At 57.8% G+C, this 19145-nt stretch carries 18 protein-coding genes; 5 read left to right on the plus strand and 13 right to left on the minus strand.

Features of this window, described 5'->3' with window-relative positions; genetic code table 11:
• Positions 1–64: 64 nt before the first annotated feature.
• The 13 genes from hgcB to VGL38_07605 all read right to left on the minus strand — a co-directional run bounded on the left by hgcB (position 65) and on the right by VGL38_07605 (position 13527).
• A complete protein-coding gene (gene hgcB / locus VGL38_07545) occupies positions 65–355 on the minus strand; it encodes a mercury methylation ferredoxin HgcB (GenBank protein HEY3295276.1) in 291 nt (96 codons plus the stop codon).
• Positions 352–1512: a mercury methylation corrinoid protein HgcA gene (gene hgcA / locus VGL38_07550; GenBank protein HEY3295277.1), complete on the minus strand. Its 1161-nt coding sequence runs from the start codon at positions 1510–1512 to the stop codon at positions 352–354. The genes hgcB and hgcA overlap by 4 nt, the downstream gene beginning before the upstream one ends.
• Before the next feature lie 12 nt (positions 1513–1524).
• Entirely contained in the window at positions 1525–2226 is a 702-nt protein-coding gene (locus VGL38_07555) for a cytochrome c biogenesis protein CcdA (GenBank protein HEY3295278.1), read from the minus strand.
• Between the two features lie 2 nt (positions 2227–2228).
• Positions 2229–2480 carry a hypothetical protein gene (locus tag VGL38_07560; GenBank protein HEY3295279.1) on the minus strand — a complete coding sequence of 84 codons (252 nt, stop codon included), beginning with the start codon at positions 2478–2480 and terminating at the stop codon, positions 2229–2231.
• Between the two features lie 106 nt (positions 2481–2586).
• Positions 2587–3687 (minus strand): ACR3 family arsenite efflux transporter, encoded by a 1101-nt coding sequence (gene arsB / locus VGL38_07565; GenBank protein HEY3295280.1) that lies wholly within the window; start codon positions 3685–3687, stop codon positions 2587–2589.
• The gene (locus tag VGL38_07570) at positions 3684–4070 is read right to left on the minus strand and encodes a metalloregulator ArsR/SmtB family transcription factor (protein ID HEY3295281.1); all 387 of its coding nucleotides are present in this window, start codon (positions 4068–4070) and stop codon (positions 3684–3686) included. The genes arsB and VGL38_07570 overlap by 4 nt, the downstream gene beginning before the upstream one ends.
• A 222-nt stretch (positions 4071–4292) precedes the next feature.
• On the minus strand, positions 4293–6659 hold the full coding sequence (locus VGL38_07575; GenBank protein HEY3295282.1) for an SPFH domain-containing protein: 2367 nt from the start codon (positions 6657–6659) through the stop codon (positions 4293–4295).
• Positions 6660–6978: 319 nt separating this feature from the next.
• Positions 6979–8523, minus strand: a complete 1545-nt coding sequence (locus tag VGL38_07580; protein HEY3295283.1) for an aminotransferase class V-fold PLP-dependent enzyme — start codon at positions 8521–8523, stop codon at positions 6979–6981.
• Between the two features lie 246 nt (positions 8524–8769).
• Positions 8770–9333 (minus strand): dihydrofolate reductase family protein, encoded by a 564-nt coding sequence (locus VGL38_07585; GenBank protein HEY3295284.1) that lies wholly within the window; start codon positions 9331–9333, stop codon positions 8770–8772.
• A gap of 9 nt (positions 9334–9342) precedes the next feature.
• Entirely contained in the window at positions 9343–9840 is a 498-nt protein-coding gene (locus tag VGL38_07590) for an SRPBCC family protein (GenBank protein ID HEY3295285.1), read from the minus strand.
• A 19-nt stretch (positions 9841–9859) separates the two neighbouring features.
• Positions 9860–10330 (minus strand): SRPBCC domain-containing protein, encoded by a 471-nt coding sequence (locus tag VGL38_07595; protein HEY3295286.1) that lies wholly within the window; start codon positions 10328–10330, stop codon positions 9860–9862.
• Between the two features lie 300 nt (positions 10331–10630).
• Complete coding sequence (locus tag VGL38_07600) at positions 10631–12031, minus strand: sigma-54 dependent transcriptional regulator (protein HEY3295287.1); 1401 nt, start codon at positions 12029–12031, stop codon at positions 10631–10633.
• Positions 12028–13527 (minus strand): HAMP domain-containing sensor histidine kinase, encoded by a 1500-nt coding sequence (locus tag VGL38_07605; protein ID HEY3295288.1) that lies wholly within the window; start codon positions 13525–13527, stop codon positions 12028–12030. Before VGL38_07605 ends, VGL38_07600 begins: the two co-directional genes overlap by 4 nt.
• A 386-nt stretch (positions 13528–13913) precedes the next feature.
• On the opposite strand from VGL38_07605, the gene VGL38_07610 reads away from it, so the two are divergent.
• The 5 genes from VGL38_07610 (at position 13914) to VGL38_07630 (ending at position 19053) form a co-directional block, all read left to right on the plus strand.
• Positions 13914–14519 carry a YceI family protein gene (locus VGL38_07610; protein ID HEY3295289.1) on the plus strand — a complete coding sequence of 202 codons (606 nt, stop codon included), beginning with the start codon at positions 13914–13916 and terminating at the stop codon, positions 14517–14519.
• Between the two features lie 160 nt (positions 14520–14679).
• A complete protein-coding gene (locus VGL38_07615; protein ID HEY3295290.1) occupies positions 14680–17235 on the plus strand; it encodes a CHRD domain-containing protein in 2556 nt (851 codons plus the stop codon).
• A gap of 76 nt (positions 17236–17311) precedes the next feature.
• On the plus strand, positions 17312–17710 hold the full coding sequence (locus tag VGL38_07620; GenBank protein ID HEY3295291.1) for a plastocyanin/azurin family copper-binding protein: 399 nt from the start codon (positions 17312–17314) through the stop codon (positions 17708–17710).
• Positions 17711–18204: 494 nt separating this feature from the next.
• Positions 18205–18837: a TetR family transcriptional regulator gene (locus VGL38_07625; protein HEY3295292.1), complete on the plus strand. Its 633-nt coding sequence runs from the start codon at positions 18205–18207 to the stop codon at positions 18835–18837.
• 27 nt (positions 18838–18864) lie between these two features.
• Entirely contained in the window at positions 18865–19053 is a 189-nt protein-coding gene (locus tag VGL38_07630; protein ID HEY3295293.1) for a hypothetical protein, read from the plus strand.
• Positions 19054–19145 lie beyond the last annotated feature (92 nt).

Raw genomic sequence — 19145 nt, forward strand, 5'->3', positions numbered from 1 at the left:
TTTGACGGGGGCCGCTTCTGTTTCCGAAGCCGATTCCGGGAAGCAGAAAGTAGCTTGCGGCGCCTTAACAGCAACTCGACGAATTCCCCGCGCAGTCACAGGTCGGTTCGCTTCCGGTGAGCCAACCCACCAGAACTCCGGCAGCACAGCCGACACCGGAGCGAACCTGAATCGCACCGGGTTCGCAGTTCTTCGAACAGGCGCCGCACTCCATGCAGGCGCCACGGTCTACCAGCGCCGCGCGCTTCTCCGCCATTGCAAACACCGCATGCGGACAGACCAGCACACACAGGCCGCAGCCGTTGCACTTTGCCGCATCAAATTCGAGAGTAATCACGTCTTCGAGGTATCTCATAGCACCGGCCCTCCCGAAAGAAACAGGCCCGTAACCCACAATCCCAGTCCAAGGGCCGCCGCGCCGATCTGCAGCGGCAAGGCAAACCGCATCTCGCGCAGCACGCCGGAAAGGGAGGTAAACGTGGACGTGCCCGTGAAATTCATCACGGTAAAACTGCTGATGGTGGGCATCACCAACGCCCAGCAGGCCGTATGCAGCAGAGGATGGGCAGTCAGCGTGGTCGCCATCCCGGAGAGCATCAGCACGGCAAACAGCAGCAGCCCGAGGATGGCACCCTTAAGCGAAAAGGCGCGCCCCGGCAACAGAGGCAGCAACAGTGGTCCCAAAATCGCTCCTCCTAAGAAGGCGGAGAGCACCAACGCCGCGCTCTGAATCCCGGTGGTGCGCACCCGTTCGAGAGCATAACCGTGAGCATTCAGGCCGCTGAAGAGCAGCAGCGCCGCAGCGGTCAGCAGCACATACTTTGCGCCCATCACCACTTCCACCGGAATCAGCACCGCGCGGTCTTTCAGCGCAAACCGCACCGCGCGCATGGCCGGCTCGGCTTTGAGGCCTGCATCCAGAAACGCGGGAAGATCCTTCGCCCGTACCGGACCGTACACCACGCGGAATCCGCACTGATGCCGCACCGTGTGCGCAGCCACGCCCGGCGCGCCGAGTTGCGGCAAGATGAGTTTGCGGTGCGAGACGATCCGGTCCAGTCCCGCAACCTGCACCCGCCGCACCAGTTCTTCCGTGCCGAAGGTTCCCTTGCCTGCCGCGCACCAGACATTAATGCCCTTGGTATCCAGCACAAGAACCCAGGCATTCCGCCCGGTCAGCGCCTTGCGCAGATGATCGAAACTCAGCTTGTAATTTGCCGTCACCACCACCGGAGACTCGGCAGTGGGATTGCCCACCGCATACAGTCCCGGCAAAATGCTGTAATGCATGCGGCCAATCGCGCTGCGCGCCTTCAAAGTGCCGAGCCTGTCGCTGCACCTCAATTCGGTTCGCGCGCGGGGCACATCGCCCACCGCCGTCGATAGCACACCGTCACTCCACGGAGCGGAAATTTGGCCCAAAGTACGGGGCTCCACCTTAGCCTGATTGCATGCACAGGGAACTCCCGGTGTGCAGCCTTCCGCCGGCTCCTTTTTACGAATCGTTACCATGCGATCCTTCCTTTAGATCGTCGCCAGTAAATAGAATCCCACTCCTACCAGCAGCACTCCACCGCCGATGCGAATGACCGGCTCCACTCTCTGTGCCGTTTTGCTGAGTCTCCCAAGCCCAAAGCTAAGCCCGATCAGACCCGCCGTCAGCGGCAAACTGTAGCCAAGGGCAAAGACCGTTAAAGCCATTGCGCCGAGAAGCAGCGTGCTCTTCAACACGACCGCGCCAATGGCCATAGGCAGCAGCGGATTGCAACCCACCGAGCAGGCGGTGGAAGCGCCACCCAGAACAAGCCCGTAGACCATTGCGCCGGCCACACCTTTCCCGCGCATGTTTGAGCTGAGATTCAGCGCAGGAATGCGAATCCGCACCAGCTTTAAGCTGACCAGACCGAACAGGACAATGGCAAGCCCTGCGGCAAACTGCCAGTAGCGCCCCAGCGAGGAACTACCCCAGTGACCGATCAGACCTGTCAGCGCACCGATCACAGCCAGGGACAATGTGGTTCCCAGCATGAAGAACAGGCCCGCCATCCAAAGCTCACGCCGTCCGGTTTGAGAATCCCTTGATCCGGCATATCCCACCACCGCACCGATCATCGGCAGCGCGCAGCAGGAACTCACCGCGCCCAGCATGCCGAGTAAGAACAGCGCCGGATAGAAGGCCAGACCGACCTGATCACCGGACAGAATCTGCTGAATCCATTGCTGCACGGTTACTTCCCCGCGCTGGGGCAGCAGCCGCCCGAGCCGCTGCAGTCCTGTGCCGCGCCACACGCCGGAGCAGCAGACTTTGCCCAGAAGGAATACGCGCCAACTCCCACCGCGGCGAGCATAATGGTCACAAACAGTACCATCCGCAGGCGGGATCTCCGCTTCGGTGTGCTGCCACAGCCGCAGCCTGCCGCATTTTCCTGATCTGAGCCGCCGCAGCAGTTGGCCGATGATTCGGGTGTGTTGTCTGCCATGTGTTGTCTCCGGTAAGTCCGGCTGACCATGCAAGAGCCGGATAAATATGTGATTTATTTCTCAAAAACGGTGATGCGCAAATGGGGCAGCAACTCCTGCCTCGCCTTACGGTAAGTTCTGAATGGCTGCCTTGGCCTGTGCGGGTGAAGTCGGAAGAGAAAAATATTTGCGCTGCATCCACAGCGCCACATTGACCAGACCGATCAGCGCCGGAACTTCCACCAGCGGACCGATCACCGCGGCAAAGGCCGCGCCGGATTGCACACCGAAAACCGCAATCGCCACGGCTATCGCCAGTTCGAAATTGTTGGAAGCGGCGGTAAAGGCGAGTGTGGCCGTTTTGGAATAGTCGGCGCCGACCTTCTTACCCATCCAGAAAGAGACAAAGAACATCACCACAAAATAGATGAGCAGCGGAACCGCAATCCGCAGTACATCCAAGGGCAGCGTCAAAATCTTGTCCCCCTTGAGCGAGAACATCACCACAATCGTAAACAGCAGCGCAACGAGTGTGATGGGGCTGATCTTCGGAATGAATGTCTGATGATACCACGCCTTGTCCTTGATACGGATCAGCACAAACCGGGTCAAAAATCCGGCAAGAAACGGAATGCCAAGGTAAATGAAGACGCTTTTGGCAATTTGCCCGATGGTAATGGGCACCGCCATGCCGCTCATGCCGAACAGCGGCGGCAGAAGGGTGATGAACACATAGGCGTACAGCGAGTAGAACAGCACCTGAAAAATGGAATTGAAGGCCACCAGTCCCGCAGCGTATTCGGTATCGCCTTTGGCCAGTTCATTCCAAACAATCACCATGGCAATGCAACGCGCCAGGCCGATCAGTATCAGGCCCACCATGTATTCGGGAAAATCGGGCAGAAAGAGAATCGCCAGAAAGAACATCAAAATCGGCCCGATGACCCAGTTCTGCAGCAGAGATAAGGTCAGCACTTTCCAGTTACGGAACACACCGCCCAGTTCTTCATAGCGCACTTTGGCCAGCGGAGGGTACATCATCAGAATCAGCCCGATGGCAATGGGAATCGAGGTCGTACCCACGCTGAACTGATCGAGAAACGGCACCACTCCGGGAACGGCATATCCCAGACCAACGCCCGCCGCCATCGCCGCAAAGATCCAGAGCGTTAAATAGCGATCCGTAAGGGAAAGCCCGCGGCTAACCTTGCGCACTCCATCGCTCATGAGGCCTTCTCCATTCCCGCGACCGTTGCCTTTTCCTGCGGCACGCAACAGCCTTCCAGCAGTCTGCGCCGTGACGCCAGTTTCCGGTTCAGGTCGCGCAAGGTCTCGCTATCCAACAGAAGCTGGGCGTTATCGAGAATGGCGGTCTGCGCCGCAGTCAGATGCTCGGCAATGCGATAGTACATCCACACCGCCTCGCGCCGGTCCATAACCAATCCCGCGTTCAGCAGATACCGGAGATGCCGGGAGGCCTTCGATTGCGTAATTCCCAGTACGCTTTCCAGTTCACAGACGCACAATTCTCTGTGCTGCCGGATCAGGGCCAGCATGTATAGCCGTGTGTCATCCGCCAGTGCCTTGAAGAGCGCCGCCGCGTTGCTCATGTCGTCCTCGCCATTTATTTCTTTTGTAAATATAATCGTCTACCCGGTTATATGCAAGTCACATTTAGCCTGACTGACGAGTGGTCACTATCATAAAAATATAAAAATACTTGTTTTATATTTTTTCATGGAATAGTCGAGAGGTCTTGTTGCACTCTCTGCAAACGCTAAACAGGCTCCCCGTTTGCGGAGAGCCTGTCTTAGATCAGGGTCGGACACCGTTTACTGACGCCGGGTGGAGGGCGGCTCGGGCGAGGATGAAGGAACGTCGGGCACATTCGGCGCGGCGCTGGCTTCAACCATCATTTCCTCCGTTTCGCTGACCACAGGTTCGGACTTCCCGTTGGTGAATTTGCTGAAACTTTCGGTGAGAGTCGCAAAGAGCGCATTTATGGCGCCGCCCTCACCGCCTGAAACCAGCACACGCGGCACAAAGGGCGTGTTGCTCGCGGCCAGGGCGCGGGCGATGTTCACCAAAATGGTGCCTTGCCGTCCGATGGCCTTGACCTGACGGTCATAGGCTGTGGCAAAAGCGACGTTGACGGACTCGACTTCCGCGCCCTTGGCGGCGCCGGTTTTGGAAATGAACTCCGCTTCGCCCGAAGCTTCGGATTTGCGGGCCTCGGCGAGGTTGGAGGCGATGGACTTTTGAATTTCCGACGAGGCAAGGTCGTGCTGCTTGTCGGCTCTTCCCGTCGCCTGTTCCATGCGGATACGTTCCTGCTGGGCCGCCTCTTGCCGCTGGAAGGTGGTGACTTCCTGGTTGGCGATTTCGCGCTCGGTCAGCACCTTCACAAGCTGCTCGGGCAGCACGACGTCCTGAATATAGACGCCGGGGGTTTCGACTTCATACTCACTGAGTTTCTGCCGGATGTGATGGAAGGCGTCTTCCTGCACTTCCTGGCGAGTCTCAATGAAGTCAATCGCAGGCATGGATTGCAGCGTGTCGCGGAAGTGGTTGCCCACCGCCGCCTGCAGGACTTCATTGATCAGGTTTTGCATGGTGCCCACGCGGGAGATAACGCGCGCGGCCTTGGTATCGGGCACGTGGATCTGCACCTGCAAATCGAGATGGAAGATAAAGCCTTCGCGGCTCTTGGCGTCAATCTGCTTCAACTCCTGATCAAGGTTGTGCGCCTTGGAGGTCGCCTCGGCCCAGTTCAGCGTCAGAATAGCCGTAGGGACAATCTCCGCTTCATAGCAGCGGGGATTAATGGGATACTTGCCGGTGCGCAGCGATTCCTGCCAGATGCCGCGGTGCCCGGGCCGCACCAGCGAGCCATGCTTGAACTGCATGCCCGAGACATCCTTGGCAACCAGTCCCACATAGGACTTGATGACCGCCACCTGTCCCTGCTTGACCACCAGCATCGGCACCATTTCCACCTTGACCAGCACCGGATTCAGGTTGTAGGCTCCATAGAGCAGCGGATCGTGCTGTAAACCGATGCAGCCGCCGTGATCGAGAAACGCCTGAAAGTTCTGATAGTTGTTGTGCATCACGTTCTTGCTGCCCAGCAGCAATTCGATGAGTTGCGAATCGGCCTTGGAGGCTTCACCGGCGATTTCGGCCAGAATGCGATTGGCGCGTTCGATGGCCTGATCGGCATCCAACTTGGCCGTCTCGGCGGCCTTGCGCTTCTCTTCGGCGTCGCGGATGATTTCGGCGTCACGGGTCTGACGGGCGCGTTTGGCCGCGGAGCGCGATGCCAGCCGCGCCGCATTGGACGCCGCGATTTTCTCCGTCGCCTCGGTCTGCATTCGCATGGCTTCCGCCAGTTTGCCTTCCGGGAGCGGTTCATCATGGGCCAGGCGCTGTTCAAGCTGCGCCACATCTTCGAAACCACCCAGACGCCCGGCAATATCTCCGGCGGGAAGCGGCGGCCCTTCGAGCGTCGTCACGATTCCGATCACATCCACCAGTTCATCGTCACGGTCGCCGCGGGCGGTAAGGTCCGTGCGGGGACGCGCATCCACGCGTTCGATCTTGCGCGGGGCAATCAGGGTGACAACCAGATTGTCTTCCGTGATGCCGTAGGGGCGAAGCAGGCGCTCTTTGGCCTGGGCGATATTCTTGCGCAGCAGAGGATCGACCGGCAGGCCGAAGAAGTTGCTGCGGGTGATCACCAGAAAGCCCAGCGGGTGCACCGGCATCACCGATCCGGGCGGGAGGATTTGCCGCTGTACACCTTTTTGTCCGCCGTTGTCGATGAACTTACGCAGGTCGCTGAAATCACCCAGTACGTCCTTGTAGACGGCAGTTTTGGCTCCTACCGGCAGGCCTTCGCCGACCTGCGCAATCACCAGACCGATCTCGCCGCTGGGGACCTGCACAAAGGGATGCTTGTCCACTGAGTACAGCCACCATGCCTTGAAGCGGTAGCCGGGCATCAGCAAGTCCGCCTGATAGCCGGCTTCACCACGAAAGGCGACGATGTTGCCGTTGGAGAGTTTCTTGTTCGAAAATCGTTTGACCACCAGACCGACCTCATTCGGCGCGATCATCCGGATCGAGGGCAGAATAATCACGCCGAGAATCAACAGCGCGGCTCCCCAGATCATCAGCGTCATATGACCAATAAGCGGCATCGTGTGTCCTCCTTGGAAAGTGGTTACTGTTAACCGCTGTTCGAAAATGCGCGTCACGAGAATCGTCGGTTGTATCTTACAAACTACTGAATTGCCAAAGGTTTGTCAACATAAATCGAAGCCGTTGCGGAAATATAATGCTGCGGTTATCCGGTTGATTATCCTCAAGATGTCTACCCGAGTCCTGCGGCTCCAGGTGCATGGTTTTTTCACAGAGGTCTGATATGCATCCGCGTTCCAAAAACAAACCCCGCCAATTTGCGGCGAGGTTTGCAATGAAACGGCGTTCACTTTGCGGACGACGGGTGGTTTCAGGACGTCAGATGGCAGCCAGCGGTTGCTTGTCGCCCTTCCACACCCATTCGCCGGTTTCGTCGCGGAGTTCATAGCGGTCGGCGTACTCGTGTCCGTGTTTCAGAAGGTGATCCACCGCTTCGAGCAGCGTCTGGAATTCTTCTTCGCTGACGGTGGGAGACAGGCTGATGCGCACCCAGCCGGGCTTCTCGCCGATGTGGCCTTCATCCAGCCGGTGGCGAATCTGCGCCGAGTGGGGCTCATCGATATTCAAAAGCAGATGTCCGTACGGTCCGGCACACATGCAGCCGCCGCGCACCTGAATCCCGAACAGGTCATTCAAAAGCGACGTCGCCAGATTGTGGTGCAGGTCCTTGAAAATCACCGAGAGCACTCCGAGCCGCCGCGTTTCGGTATTACCCAGAATGTACATCCCCGGATGATTTCGCCACTCTTTTAAGGCCCGCTGCAAGTAATCCTGTTCAATCCGTTCGATCCGCTCTGTGCCCATCGCGGCCTTGAGATCGAAAGCCAGCCCGGCTTGAATCGACTGGACAATCGGCGGTGTACCGCCGGTTTCGCGGTGCTCGATAGAAGACAGATAGCGGTGATCCCAAGGGGAGGTATAGAGCACAGTTCCGCCGCCCGGCTCGGCGGGCACGCGGTTGGTAAACAGCTTCTTGTTGGCTACCAGCAGGCCGGGACAGCGGGGGCCGCCCAGAAATTTGTGCACCGAAAAGAAGATCGCATCGAAATAGGCCCCGGCATCATCCGCCGGGTGCATGTCAATGTCCACATACGGCCCGGCGGCAGCATAGTCGAAGAACGCCCACGCGCCATGCTGATGCAGCACCCGGGCTAAGGCGTGGCAGTCATTCAAAATACCGGTGACATTGGAGGCCGCGCTGAAGGTGCCGATCTTCCACGGGCGGTCCTTGTATTGCTCAAGCTTGGCCGCCAGATCGTCGACGCTGATCCGGCCCTGCGCATCGAAGTCCACATACACCGTATCGCCGATGGTTTCCCGCCAGGCGATGTCGTTGGAATGGTGCTCCATCATCGAGCGAAAGATGAAGGGCCGCTTCTGTTCCGGTATACAGCGTTTGCAATGGCGGACTTCGTCGAGCTGATCGGGAATTCTGAGGCCCAGCACGTGAATCATCCGGTTGATAGCTCCGGTTGACCCGTTGCCCACAGGGATCAAGGCATCCTCAGGCGAGGCATGAATATAGCCGGCGATGCGGGCAAAGGCCTGCTCGTAATACTGCGTCATCAGCCGGCCCGTGAAATTGGTCTCGGTGTGGGTGTTGGCCATGAAGGGCAGCACCCGCTGCGACAACTCCTCTTCCACATCGCGGTGAAAGCGTCCGGAGGCAATGAAATCGAAGTAACGCAGCGGCTTGGGGCCATGCGGCGTCTCGATCATCTGGCCCGCGCCAATCACGCCCGCGCGGATCCGCTCGAGAAACTGTTCTTCCTCGGCGGCATTGGCCGTTTGCACGGGTTTGCGCGGAACAGAGGATGCGGTATTGACCAGTCTGGCCGTAGGGGTGTCGTTGCGTGAGTACATGGTCGGTCTCATTTTGTCCGGTTCAGCCATCCTGCCGAAAACTGAGTCCAATTTAACCGTCTCCGCAGAGAGATGCAAGTCGACTGCCGACTTTATACGCGGAGCATTACCGAAGCAGCCCTATTCTCAAGGGCCGCTGACGAACATTAATGATTGGGAATGGTTCACTTACTGTGAATCATGTTGTCGACAAATGCAGAGCGACCGATCCTGATGGAACCGCCGGTTTTCCCGCGGATTTGGATGTCACACCGATCCGGCGCGTTGATAGGTGAGCATAACCAGGCCTGAAGTGAACGGCAGAGCGCTGGAGAACGTTAATTTGAGCGGGTGCTCCAAACCCGCGAACAGGGATTTGCCATGCCCCAGCACCACGGGATTTACTATGATCCGGTATTCATCAATCAGACCATGTTCCGAAAGCATACTCGCCAGATCAGAACTACCGAAGACGGCCATGTCTTTGCCGGATTGCCGTTTCAGCTTTGTGACTTCCGCCGCGGCGTCTTCTTTAACCAGCCGCGTGTTGCTCCAATCCACCTTTTGCAGTGATGTGGAGAAAACGACTTTCGGCAAGCTGTTCATTTTGGCCGCGATCATCGGATCATCCGTGAGGGCGGCGGGGCTTGGCCAGTAGTCCGCCATGAGTTGATAGGTTACCCGTCCGAACAGAAGGGCGTCCAAGGAATCAAGCAGGTCGGCGGCATAATTGTTGAACTCTTCATCCACAGTATGCCAGCTTAGGTCTCTGTTCGGGCCCTCAAAGTAGCCATCGAGGCTAATCATCATTTGAAAGATGACTTTTCTCATAGTGGTCTGTCACTCGCTCCTGCTTTGCGCCAGAAGAGCCGCCAGACGATCCATAGATTCAGCCATCCCTTGCTCCATGCCGGAGTTCAGCATGCCATCCCGATCCTGCACCGATTGAAAGAGCGCCCGGGTTTTCAGGATGGTCTTTTTGTCCTGCTCTTCAAAGGTAATCGTGTCGATGATCACGTGGCCGGGCATTGGTTCGAATTCAAAGGTGGAGACGATACGCTCGGGCGGCGTGACGGTCTGATAGGTGCCGTGAAACGCGTACTCTTTGCCGTCCGGTCCGCGCTGCACGAAGCGCCATGTGCCACCGGGCTTCACATCCATCTTCTCCACTTTGGTGGTGTAAATTTTCGGCCCCCACCACTGTGGAATGAGGTCGGGATCCACATAAGCCTTGAACACGAGGTCACGGGGCGCATCGAAGCTTCGCGTCATAACAACCTCCCGATCCGACGGCAGGGTCACGGTCAAGGCATTGTCTGTTGCCACATTTTCTGCCATGATGCTCTCCTTGCCAGGGTTATTTGAGACTTTGGACAAGTTTGTCGATGGACTCGTTCCAGCCGGTCTCGGCCATCTCGCTCATTTCGCCTTCGGGGAAACCTTCATGGCGCAGCGTCATGTGGGTCTTGCCGTTACGTTCTTCGAAGGACACCGTCACCAGCAGTTCCAGCGGGAAATCCCCTTCCATGCCGTAGTAGGAAGCCTGGACTACATTGCCCTTCTCATCGGCAAAGCTGTCGGTCATCACCAGACGCTCCTGCGGGACGATTTCGCGGTAGACACCGGTGCTCCAGAAGTCCTGGCCGTCCGGCGAGCGCATGCAGAAAAGGTATTTGCCGCCCACATGGAGGTCGAGTTTAATGGCTGGCGCAGTGTAGCCTTTGGGCCCCCACCAGCGCTTGGCGCGCTCGGGCTCCGTCCAGGCTTTCCATACCAGATCGCGCGGCGCATTAATGTCGCGTTCGATGACTAATCCCTGCTGAATCATGAGATCTTTCCTTTGTCTACGGGTCCAGAATACCATTACTACAAACGGCCAAAACAGCGGCCTATGTTTTTGTACGCGCAACGGCTCGGAACGGTTCAAGCTTTAGAGCCGGAGTGACTCGACAGCAATGTGTCCGGCGGGTTATTCTATGTTCTGCTCAAACTGTACTTGTGTTCAGGATGCGGCACAGTATGGATTTTCGGGACTTCTAACTCTTCGAAAGTCAGGAGGCCTAACAACAAGACTCCCCTTTGCCGGGGAGTCTTGTGCTTGCAGCAGAGGTACTGTGCTCAAAGTCTCTTACGTGGCGTTCTCTCCGCCGTCGCCGTGCAGCACGCCGTAGCCTTTCATGATCCGGTAGATGGTCCGGCGGTCCACACCGGCCCGGAGGGCGACACGGGTGATATTGCCGCGCTCCTCGTCGATCAGCCGCGTGAAGTATTCCCGCTGAAACTGGTCGAGCAGTTTGGCTTTGGCGTCTTCATAGGACTCGGTCACATCCACGCGGATGCTGCGGGAAGGAGCTTCCTGCAAGGACGCGGGCAGGTCTTCTTCGCGGAGAATCGGGTGGGTAGCAAGGGAGACGGCACGTTCCACCACGTTGCGCAGTTCGCGCACATTGCCCGGCCACGCATAGCGGGTCAGCCGGTCGAGCACTTGCGGCGAGAAGCCTTCGATTGTGCGTTTGAAATCGGCGGCAATCTCCGCCAGAAAATGCGCGGCCAGCACGGGAATATCCTCGCGCCGCTGCCGCAGAGGTGGAACATCCACCATCACCACGGCAAGCCGGAAGAACAGGTCTTCACGCAACAGTTTTTGCTGCACCGCCGCTTTGGCGTCGCGGTTGGATGCAGCGATGATGCGTACATCGAGGTCGATCTCACGATTTCCGCCGACCCGTCGCACCTTGCGTTCCTGCAGGACGCGGAGCAATTTGGACTGCATGGCCATGTCCATTTCGGTGACTTCATCGAGGAAGAAGGTGCCACCGTGGGCCTCTTCAAGCAGTCCCTTGCGCGTCGTAACGGCTCCGGTGAAGGCGCCCTTTTCGTGGCCGAAGAGTTCACTCTCGATGAGCTGCGCGGGGAGCGCGCTGCAGTTCACGGCCACGAACGGCCCGGCGCTGCGGCGGCTGGCGCCGTGAATCGCGCGCGCGATCACCTCTTTGCCCGTGCCGGATTCCCCCTGAATCAGCACGCTGGCATCGGTGTCCGCCACACGGGTGATGGTCGAGAGCACAAGCTGCATGGCGGGCGAGACGGCCACCACGGCGTCTTTCAATTGCTGGCGGTCCAGTTCGCGGCGCAGCCGCTGGTTCTCGAGAACCAAGGTGCGGTTCGTGAGCATCCGCTGCACCAGCAGCAGAAGCTGGTCTTTAGAGAAGGGTTTGACCAGATAATCGGCCGCACCGTGCTTCATCGCCTCGACGGCGGTTTCCACCGTGGCATAGGCCGTCATGATGACCACCGGCACATCGGTGTGCGACCAGTGGAGTTCACTTAACACCGCCATGCCGTCCTGCCCCGGCATCATCAGATCGGTCAGCACCAGATCGGGGTCGCAGGCGGCCACCGTGGCGGACAGGTCGCGGCTGTCCTGCAGAGTTTGAATATCATAGCCCGCGCGCGACAGAATCAGCCGGCAGTTGTCGAGCATATCCGGCTCGTCGTCAATGACCAGAATCCGGGATTTTTCGTTCATGTGGCCTGGACCTGCTTCTCCAAAACCGGGAAACGGACGACAAAGGTGGTTCCCTTGCCGATTTCACTCGAGACCAGGATGTTGCCGTCGTGATTCTCCACGATGCGGTAGGTAATGGAAAGACCGAGCCCTGTTCCCACGCCGACATCCTTGGTGGTAAAGAACGGATCGAAAATTTTCGAAAGATATTCGGGGGCGATTCCCTGTCCCGAATCGGTGATCTGCACGTGCAGGCTCTCACCCTTGGCCTGCGCGGTGAGCGTAATGCTTCCGCCGCGCGGCGTGGCATCCATCGCGTTCACCAGCAGGTTGATAAACACTTGCTCGATTTCCGTGCTGTTGCCCTTGAAGGGCGGCAGGTCCTCGGGAATGTTGACGTCGAGCGCGATGCCGCGTTTTTCGATTTCCTTGCGTGTCAGGAGCAGCACGCCGCTGAGCAGCGTACTCAAATTCAGCGGCATCTTGCCCGTGCCGGATTGCCGCGCAAAGGAGAGCAGCCGTCCCACGATGTTCGAAATGCGGCCGGTGTTACGGTGCATCATGGCCAGATGCGCTTCCAGATCGTCGACCGGCCTTCCGGCATGCACGTCATCAAGCAGCAACTCGAGCCGATTCTGGATGTTGCCGACAGGGTTGTTGATTTCATGCGCCACGCCCGCGGCCAGTTGCCCCGTAGCGGCCATCTTTTCCATCTGCACCATTCCGGCCTGCGTGCTGCGGAGTTCCTGAGTCCGCTGAGCGACGATAGTTTCCAGCTCGTCATTCTGCTTGCGAATGCGCTCGGCCAGCACCATCCGTTCCCGGTTCTCTTCGGTGATAATCCGGTCGGCGCGGGCGGCAATCAGCCACACGACCAGAAACAGCGCGAGGCCGGTGGCCGCCGTGCTGAGGATAATCACATTGCGGAGCTGCCGCACCTTGGCATACATGGCCGAGACGTCCATCAGCATCGCAAAGGCGAGGCGCTCGGTCGAGTCCGTTCCGGCGCGGACCTCCACCGGAACATAGGCCAGCAGATGGTCGCTCATATCGGCAACGCCGGCGGTATTCCCCGCCGGATACTCTTTGATCAGCTTCGAGACCGCGTGTCCGGCCAGCGCGGAGAAGAGCATCGAATTGGACGGCTCTTCTTTGCCCTGCATCGTGGAGTCCGTCGAGAACAGAATGCGGTAATGCTTGTCATAGATGCTCACCTTTTCCACATTGAAGCCGTTCACGAAGGTGCGCACGACTCCGACCAGCTCCTCATTGGCAATGGGATTGTCGAAGGGATAGGTGGCAAAGGTCAATTCCCACGGCGCCATGTAGAACTGATCGAGGGAGCGGGCAAGGTGATTGGCTACCGCGGCGCTGGTCTGGCTGGAGACATCGAGCATCCGGTTGCGTCCGAGGCCATAGGAGACAACCCCGCTGCCGCCGACAATGAGGATTTCCAGCAGAATGAAGTTCAGTCCAAAATAACGGGAGAAGCGACTCTTGGGAATCATGGCGATCATTAAATGTTATGCTTAAAGATAGCGGTCAGGCTCCAGAGATGCAACGGGAGGCCTGAATCCGCATGCCTTATCTATCCTGTTCATACCTGATCAAAAGGAGTGTGACATTGTAGCCTCACTATGCTCTGGATAACAATAACAGAACCTTGCAGGATTGTGAGGCATTCCTGCCACACTTTGCAGCTATGCCAGCCGTCGCCACTGTTATAGCAACTTCACGTAAAAAAGAGTCCATATAATCATAATTTTCAAGATTTTAAAATCGAAGAATGTAGAGTTCCAGCCTATTGGCATATCCATTGCCATACACAATAGCAGGCAGGGCAATGGATCAAACCTGCATACATAGTATACGCGCCACCACCTCGATAAACCCTGTGACTCTTATGAAAAAGCTATTCCTTTCGGTTTCACTACTCATCGCCACCGTCGCTATGGCTCAGTCGGCGACGTTCAAAGTTGTGGCGGGGGATGTCCACACACTGGTTCAGTTCGAAAGCAAGGCCTCTCTCGAAACGGTGACAGGCAAGACCCGCACGGCGACCGGCTTTGCTGAACTGGATGGCGGTGGAGGCCGCGCGGAAGTTCACGTAGACCTGGCCTCACTACGCACCGGCATCAGCAAACGCGATCAGGACATGCGCGAGCAGTTTCTGCAAACCAAGCAATATCCGGAAGCGGTCTTCACCGTTACCACTCTTCAATTGCCCGCAACCGGGTTGCAGGAAAATGCCCGCACGCGGGTGTCGGTCAAGGGAAATCTGACGCTTCACGGCACGACCCGCGAAGTCGAGCCGGAAACGTATCTCACATTAGGAACTGGCGGCCAGACACTGCGGATCGAGTCAGCCTTCCTCGTGAAGCTCCAGGATTACACCATCGAGCGGCCCCAGTTCCTATTGCTTCGTCTGGCCGAAGAGCAGCATATCTCGGTCGACATCACAGCGGTCAGCGATAACCGCGGGGAGACGTCCCGGCAGGGCGGCAATTAGCGCGCCCACGACGAGCAACATATCAACCCCTGCCTGCCCCAAGGGCAGGGGTTGTACTCCCGCGGTGGCAGTGCACACGATTCACGCGATCTGATATCCATATAGAAGTGTTACGACGAAACAAAAGACAGATTGCCCGCACAGAGGCAAGGAGACATTCATGAAGACTTATGCACAGCTTGTAGCGAGTGCTATGCTCGCACTTCTGATGTGTGCCGGAGCTGCACACGCGAATCAGTTTATCGCCCGTTTGAGCGGAAGCCAGGAGCCGGAACATGTAGTGACAACGGCGCAGGGCACGGGCACTTTTACGCTGACTGAAGAAGGTCTGGCCTATCATATTACGGTGGACGGACTGAGCGGGCCGATTGGCGCGGCGCACTTTCACGACGGAATGATGGGCACCAACGGCGGAATCGTCCGCACGATTGAGTTCAACGGCAACACCGCCAGCGGCATCTGGTCACCGACCGATGCCGAACCGCTGACGGACGACATCAAGACCGACCTGTTGCTCGGGCATGTATATGTCAATATTCACACCAGCGAGCACGCCGCAGGCGAGATTCGCGGACAGGTAATCGTCAGTTCGGGGACAGCGCTGAGAGCGCGGATTACGCCATTTCAGGTGGCCCAGCATGGCGGACACCGCTCCACGGCAACCGGAACCGGAAGCTTCACGCTGGTGGAAGAAGGGCTGCTTTACAAGATTACGATTAATGGGATTCCGGGCTCGGTGGTGGGAGAATTCGGGCTGGGCAAGCCCGGAGTACAGGGACCGCCCTTGAAGACCATGACCTTTACCGGCAATACCGCCGAAGGAATTTGGCATTATGATGACACGCCGCCCTTGACGGACTCGCTGGAAGCCGAGCTGCTGGCCGGACATGTCTACTTCGAAATCGGCACCGGCGGGTACTATGGCAATGAAATGAAGGGACAGATTTATCCGTCGGAAGGCTGGGGATTCGAATCGTCCGCCGATGCCAATCAGGAAACCCATTCCGTGAATTCGACGGGAAAAGCCTCCGGCGCATTCCTGCTGACCGAGCGGGGACTATCGTACAACATTACGGCCTCGGGATTGACTTCGGCGATTACGGCGGCGGATCTGCATGTGGGCAGCGCGGGGCAGAGTGGCTCGGTAATCAAAACTATTATCTTCAACGGCAACTCGGCCTCCGGAGCCTGGCTGAAAGATGATGCGGCGCAGCCGTTGACGGCGGACGTGCAGGCGGCGTTGCGCCGGGGGGATGTGTATTTCGAAATCCACACCATGAGCTACGCGGACGGCGAGATCCGCGGCCAGATGATGCCAGCGACGGGCAGCACCTTTGTTCAGGCGGAATTGTCTTCGGCCCAGGAATTCGATCCGGTGCCCAGCGGCGCGACAGGCAGCGGCGTGTTCAAGGTTACGCCGCAAGGTCTGGAGTATCATATTACGGTCAGCGGACTCTCCGGCACGGTGTCGGCGGAGTTTGACCGCGGCGATATGGGACGCAACGGATCGCGGGTCGGGGAAATCAGCTTTGACGGCAACAGTGCCGATGGCGTCTGGTCGCCCGATGATCATCAGCCGTTTACTGACAGCCGTCTGATGGATCTGCTGACCGGAAGTCTGTTCATCAACATCAGCACATCGCAATATCCGGGCGGCGAGATTCGGTCGCAGCTCTTTGTCGTCGGCGGTTCGGGACTCGGCACCGACTTGTCCACGCAGCAAGAGGGGCATCCGGTGACGTCGCCGGGCGCGGGCGTAGGCTCGTTCACTTTGACTCCCGATGGATTGGTGTACCAGATTACAGTCAATGATCTCAGCGGTCCGATTGGCGAGGCGCATTTCCACTATGCAGCGACTGGCGAAGACGGCCCGATTGTGCGCACCATCCCCTTCGACGGCAATAATGCCAGCGGTGTATGGCGCAGCAGCGACGCCGAGCCGCTGACAGATGAATTTGTCGAAGACCTGCTTTCCGGAGAAATCTACGTCAACATTCACACGTCATCCTACGCCGCAGGTGAGATTCGCGGGCAGGTCTTCCTGAACAGCGGCATCGGTCTGGGCGCGGGAATGGATCCGGCGCAGGAGACGCATCCCGTGACCTCCGGCGGCACCGGAACCGTTGCCACGATTCTTACGGAAGAGGCCTTAGTCTATACCGGGACGGTGAACGGTCTGACCGGACCCATTGGGGAGACACACTTCCACAATGCCGCGCCCGGAACGGACGGCCCGATCATCAAGACGCTGGAATTCAACGGCACGGCGATTTCCGGTATCTGGAAAGCCTCAGACTCGGAACCACTGTCGGTGGCCAATATCAATGCTCTGAATGCGGGCAACGTGTATATCAATGTCCATACGTCGCAATTCGCCGCGGGTGAACTGCGCGGCCAGATGGGCAGTACCCAGGGAGCGTCGGCAGCCGGACCTGTACCATCGAGCAGGCCAAGCAGTTTTGCCCTCGCGCAGAACTATCCCAATCCTTTCAACCCCAGCACGGTGATTCACTTCGACGCGGCTCAATCGGGGCGTGTGCGATTGACGGTTTTCAATCTGCTCGGGCAGAGAGTGGCAACACTGCTGGACAATCCGGTTCAGGCCGGGGCGCATGAAGTCAACTTCAACGCGGCGGCCTTACCGTCCGGCGTCTACCTATACTCTCTCGAAGCTGGAAATACGAAACTGGTCCGCAGGATGATCCTCCTGAAGTGATCTTCTAAATGACAGCCTTCAAGGCCCGCACCTCTGAACCTATTCATGAACTAACATATTCGTAGAGGAGAAGGAAATGACCGGCAGAAAAAAGGTCATTCTCGCACTGGCCATGAGTGTGGCCGCACTTCTGATCATCATCGCCGGGTGCAGTAGCAAGAACAGCACCGGCTACAATAATCCGGTAGGGAATCCGGGCGGCAGTCCGGGCGCTAATGAGGTCTGGATGCAGAACACGCAGTTCAATCCGTCAAGCAAAACGGTCAGCGTGGGTACCGCGCTTACTTGGACCAATAAGGACGGCATTCCGCATACGGTGACCAGCGGTGCGCCGGGCAGTCCCAACGGCACCTTCGACAGCGGCAACATGGCGGGCGGAGCGACGTTTTCGCACACCTTCAGTCAGGCGGGGACATTCCCATATTACTGCCGTATCCACGGCACCATGATGACCGGAAGCATTACCGTACAATAGCTGCGGCTCGAGATCCCTGTCGAGCCACCGTACCTATAGACTCCCCTCACGAAAATAGCGTCTCTGCAAGGCGCTATTTTCTTTGTGGATAGCCTTGTCCAAAATCACTTTCACGGCGACCACCATCTCGAAATAAAGTATTTACTTATGCTTACTTGATCAAATACGAAGCGTCATGCCTCCCTCGTCTGGCTTGGAAAGAATGGAACGGCGCTATAAGTCATCTGAAAAAATTCTGAATGACTGTTTATTGTTCAAAAAACTTGCGGATTTTTGCTAAAAGTTGTTGTAAAAAGCGAAATAATGGTTATATTGTCATCTGACAGTATCGAGTGACAGTGGCGTTCGATTGCCAGTGCGCGGGCGAAAGGCTTTCGAGTCTTTCCTGACATCTTGCGCTGAAGATCGCATCGTTGAAGCCGGGAATCTGCTTGCTGATGCCGACAATAACGGAAACTACGGGAAGGCCGGTACCGGTGAGCAAGGCGAACAGAGTGGAAATACCGGCAGATACGCAGACACCTCGCGCCCGAATTCTGGCCGCCGCTACGCACCTGTTTGCCGAACACGGATTCAAGGGGACCAACACCCGCGCCATTGCCGAGAGTGCCGGGGTGAAGCAGGTCATGCTCCACTACTATTACGGCAGCAAGGAGCGGTTGTATGAAGCGGTCCTCAAGCATGAAGGCCTGGCGATGCTGACCGTGATCTTCGGCACGGATCCCGACCGGAAATCTTCGCTGGACATGTTGATCAGTTCGCCGATCCGCTTGATGACAGTGCTGCGGGACAACCCGCAGTGGTCCTCGCTGTTGCGGCGGGAAATTGCCGATGGCGCCGAGCATCTGCGCGCGGCACTGCGCGACATCGGAGAGCACGGCCCGCTCGGCGCAAATCTGCATTTTCAGGATGCCTACATGGATGCGGTGCACGAAGGCAAAGCGGTCAATCTGCCCGTGGAAGCGGTCGGGGAGTGCTTGCTGGCTATCGGGTACAGCGCCATTTATCTGGCGCCGCTGATTTTGATGATCAGTGAACGGGACATTCAGGATGATGCCGTGTGGGAGGAATGGACGCTGACCTTGAGCACGATTCTCCACAGGGGACTGTTGACCGACAAGCCGTGACCGTCCGCTGCAACTAAAAAGGATGATATGGAGACGAATATTACAGGTTTAATTCTCGGCATACTGCTCATCGCATTGCTGGCGGTGCTCGTCACCCTGGTAGGCGCGTATATTTCGCTGATGATGAAGAGCGCCTGCCCGCACTGCCGGACCCTGATGCCGCGCAAGGCCGCCCTTTGTCCGCATTGCGGAAAAGCCGCTCTGCAGACCACCTGATCGTTACCGAACGTCTTGTTCTCACGCATATTTAAAAGACGGGCCGTGTTTCGCAGAGCGGAAGCGGCTCCTATGACGGCCTGCCGGGCGGT

It is taken from the genome of bacterium, assembly GCA_036504735.1.
Taxonomy (GTDB): Bacteria; Electryoneota; RPQS01; order RPQS01; family RPQS01; genus DASXUQ01.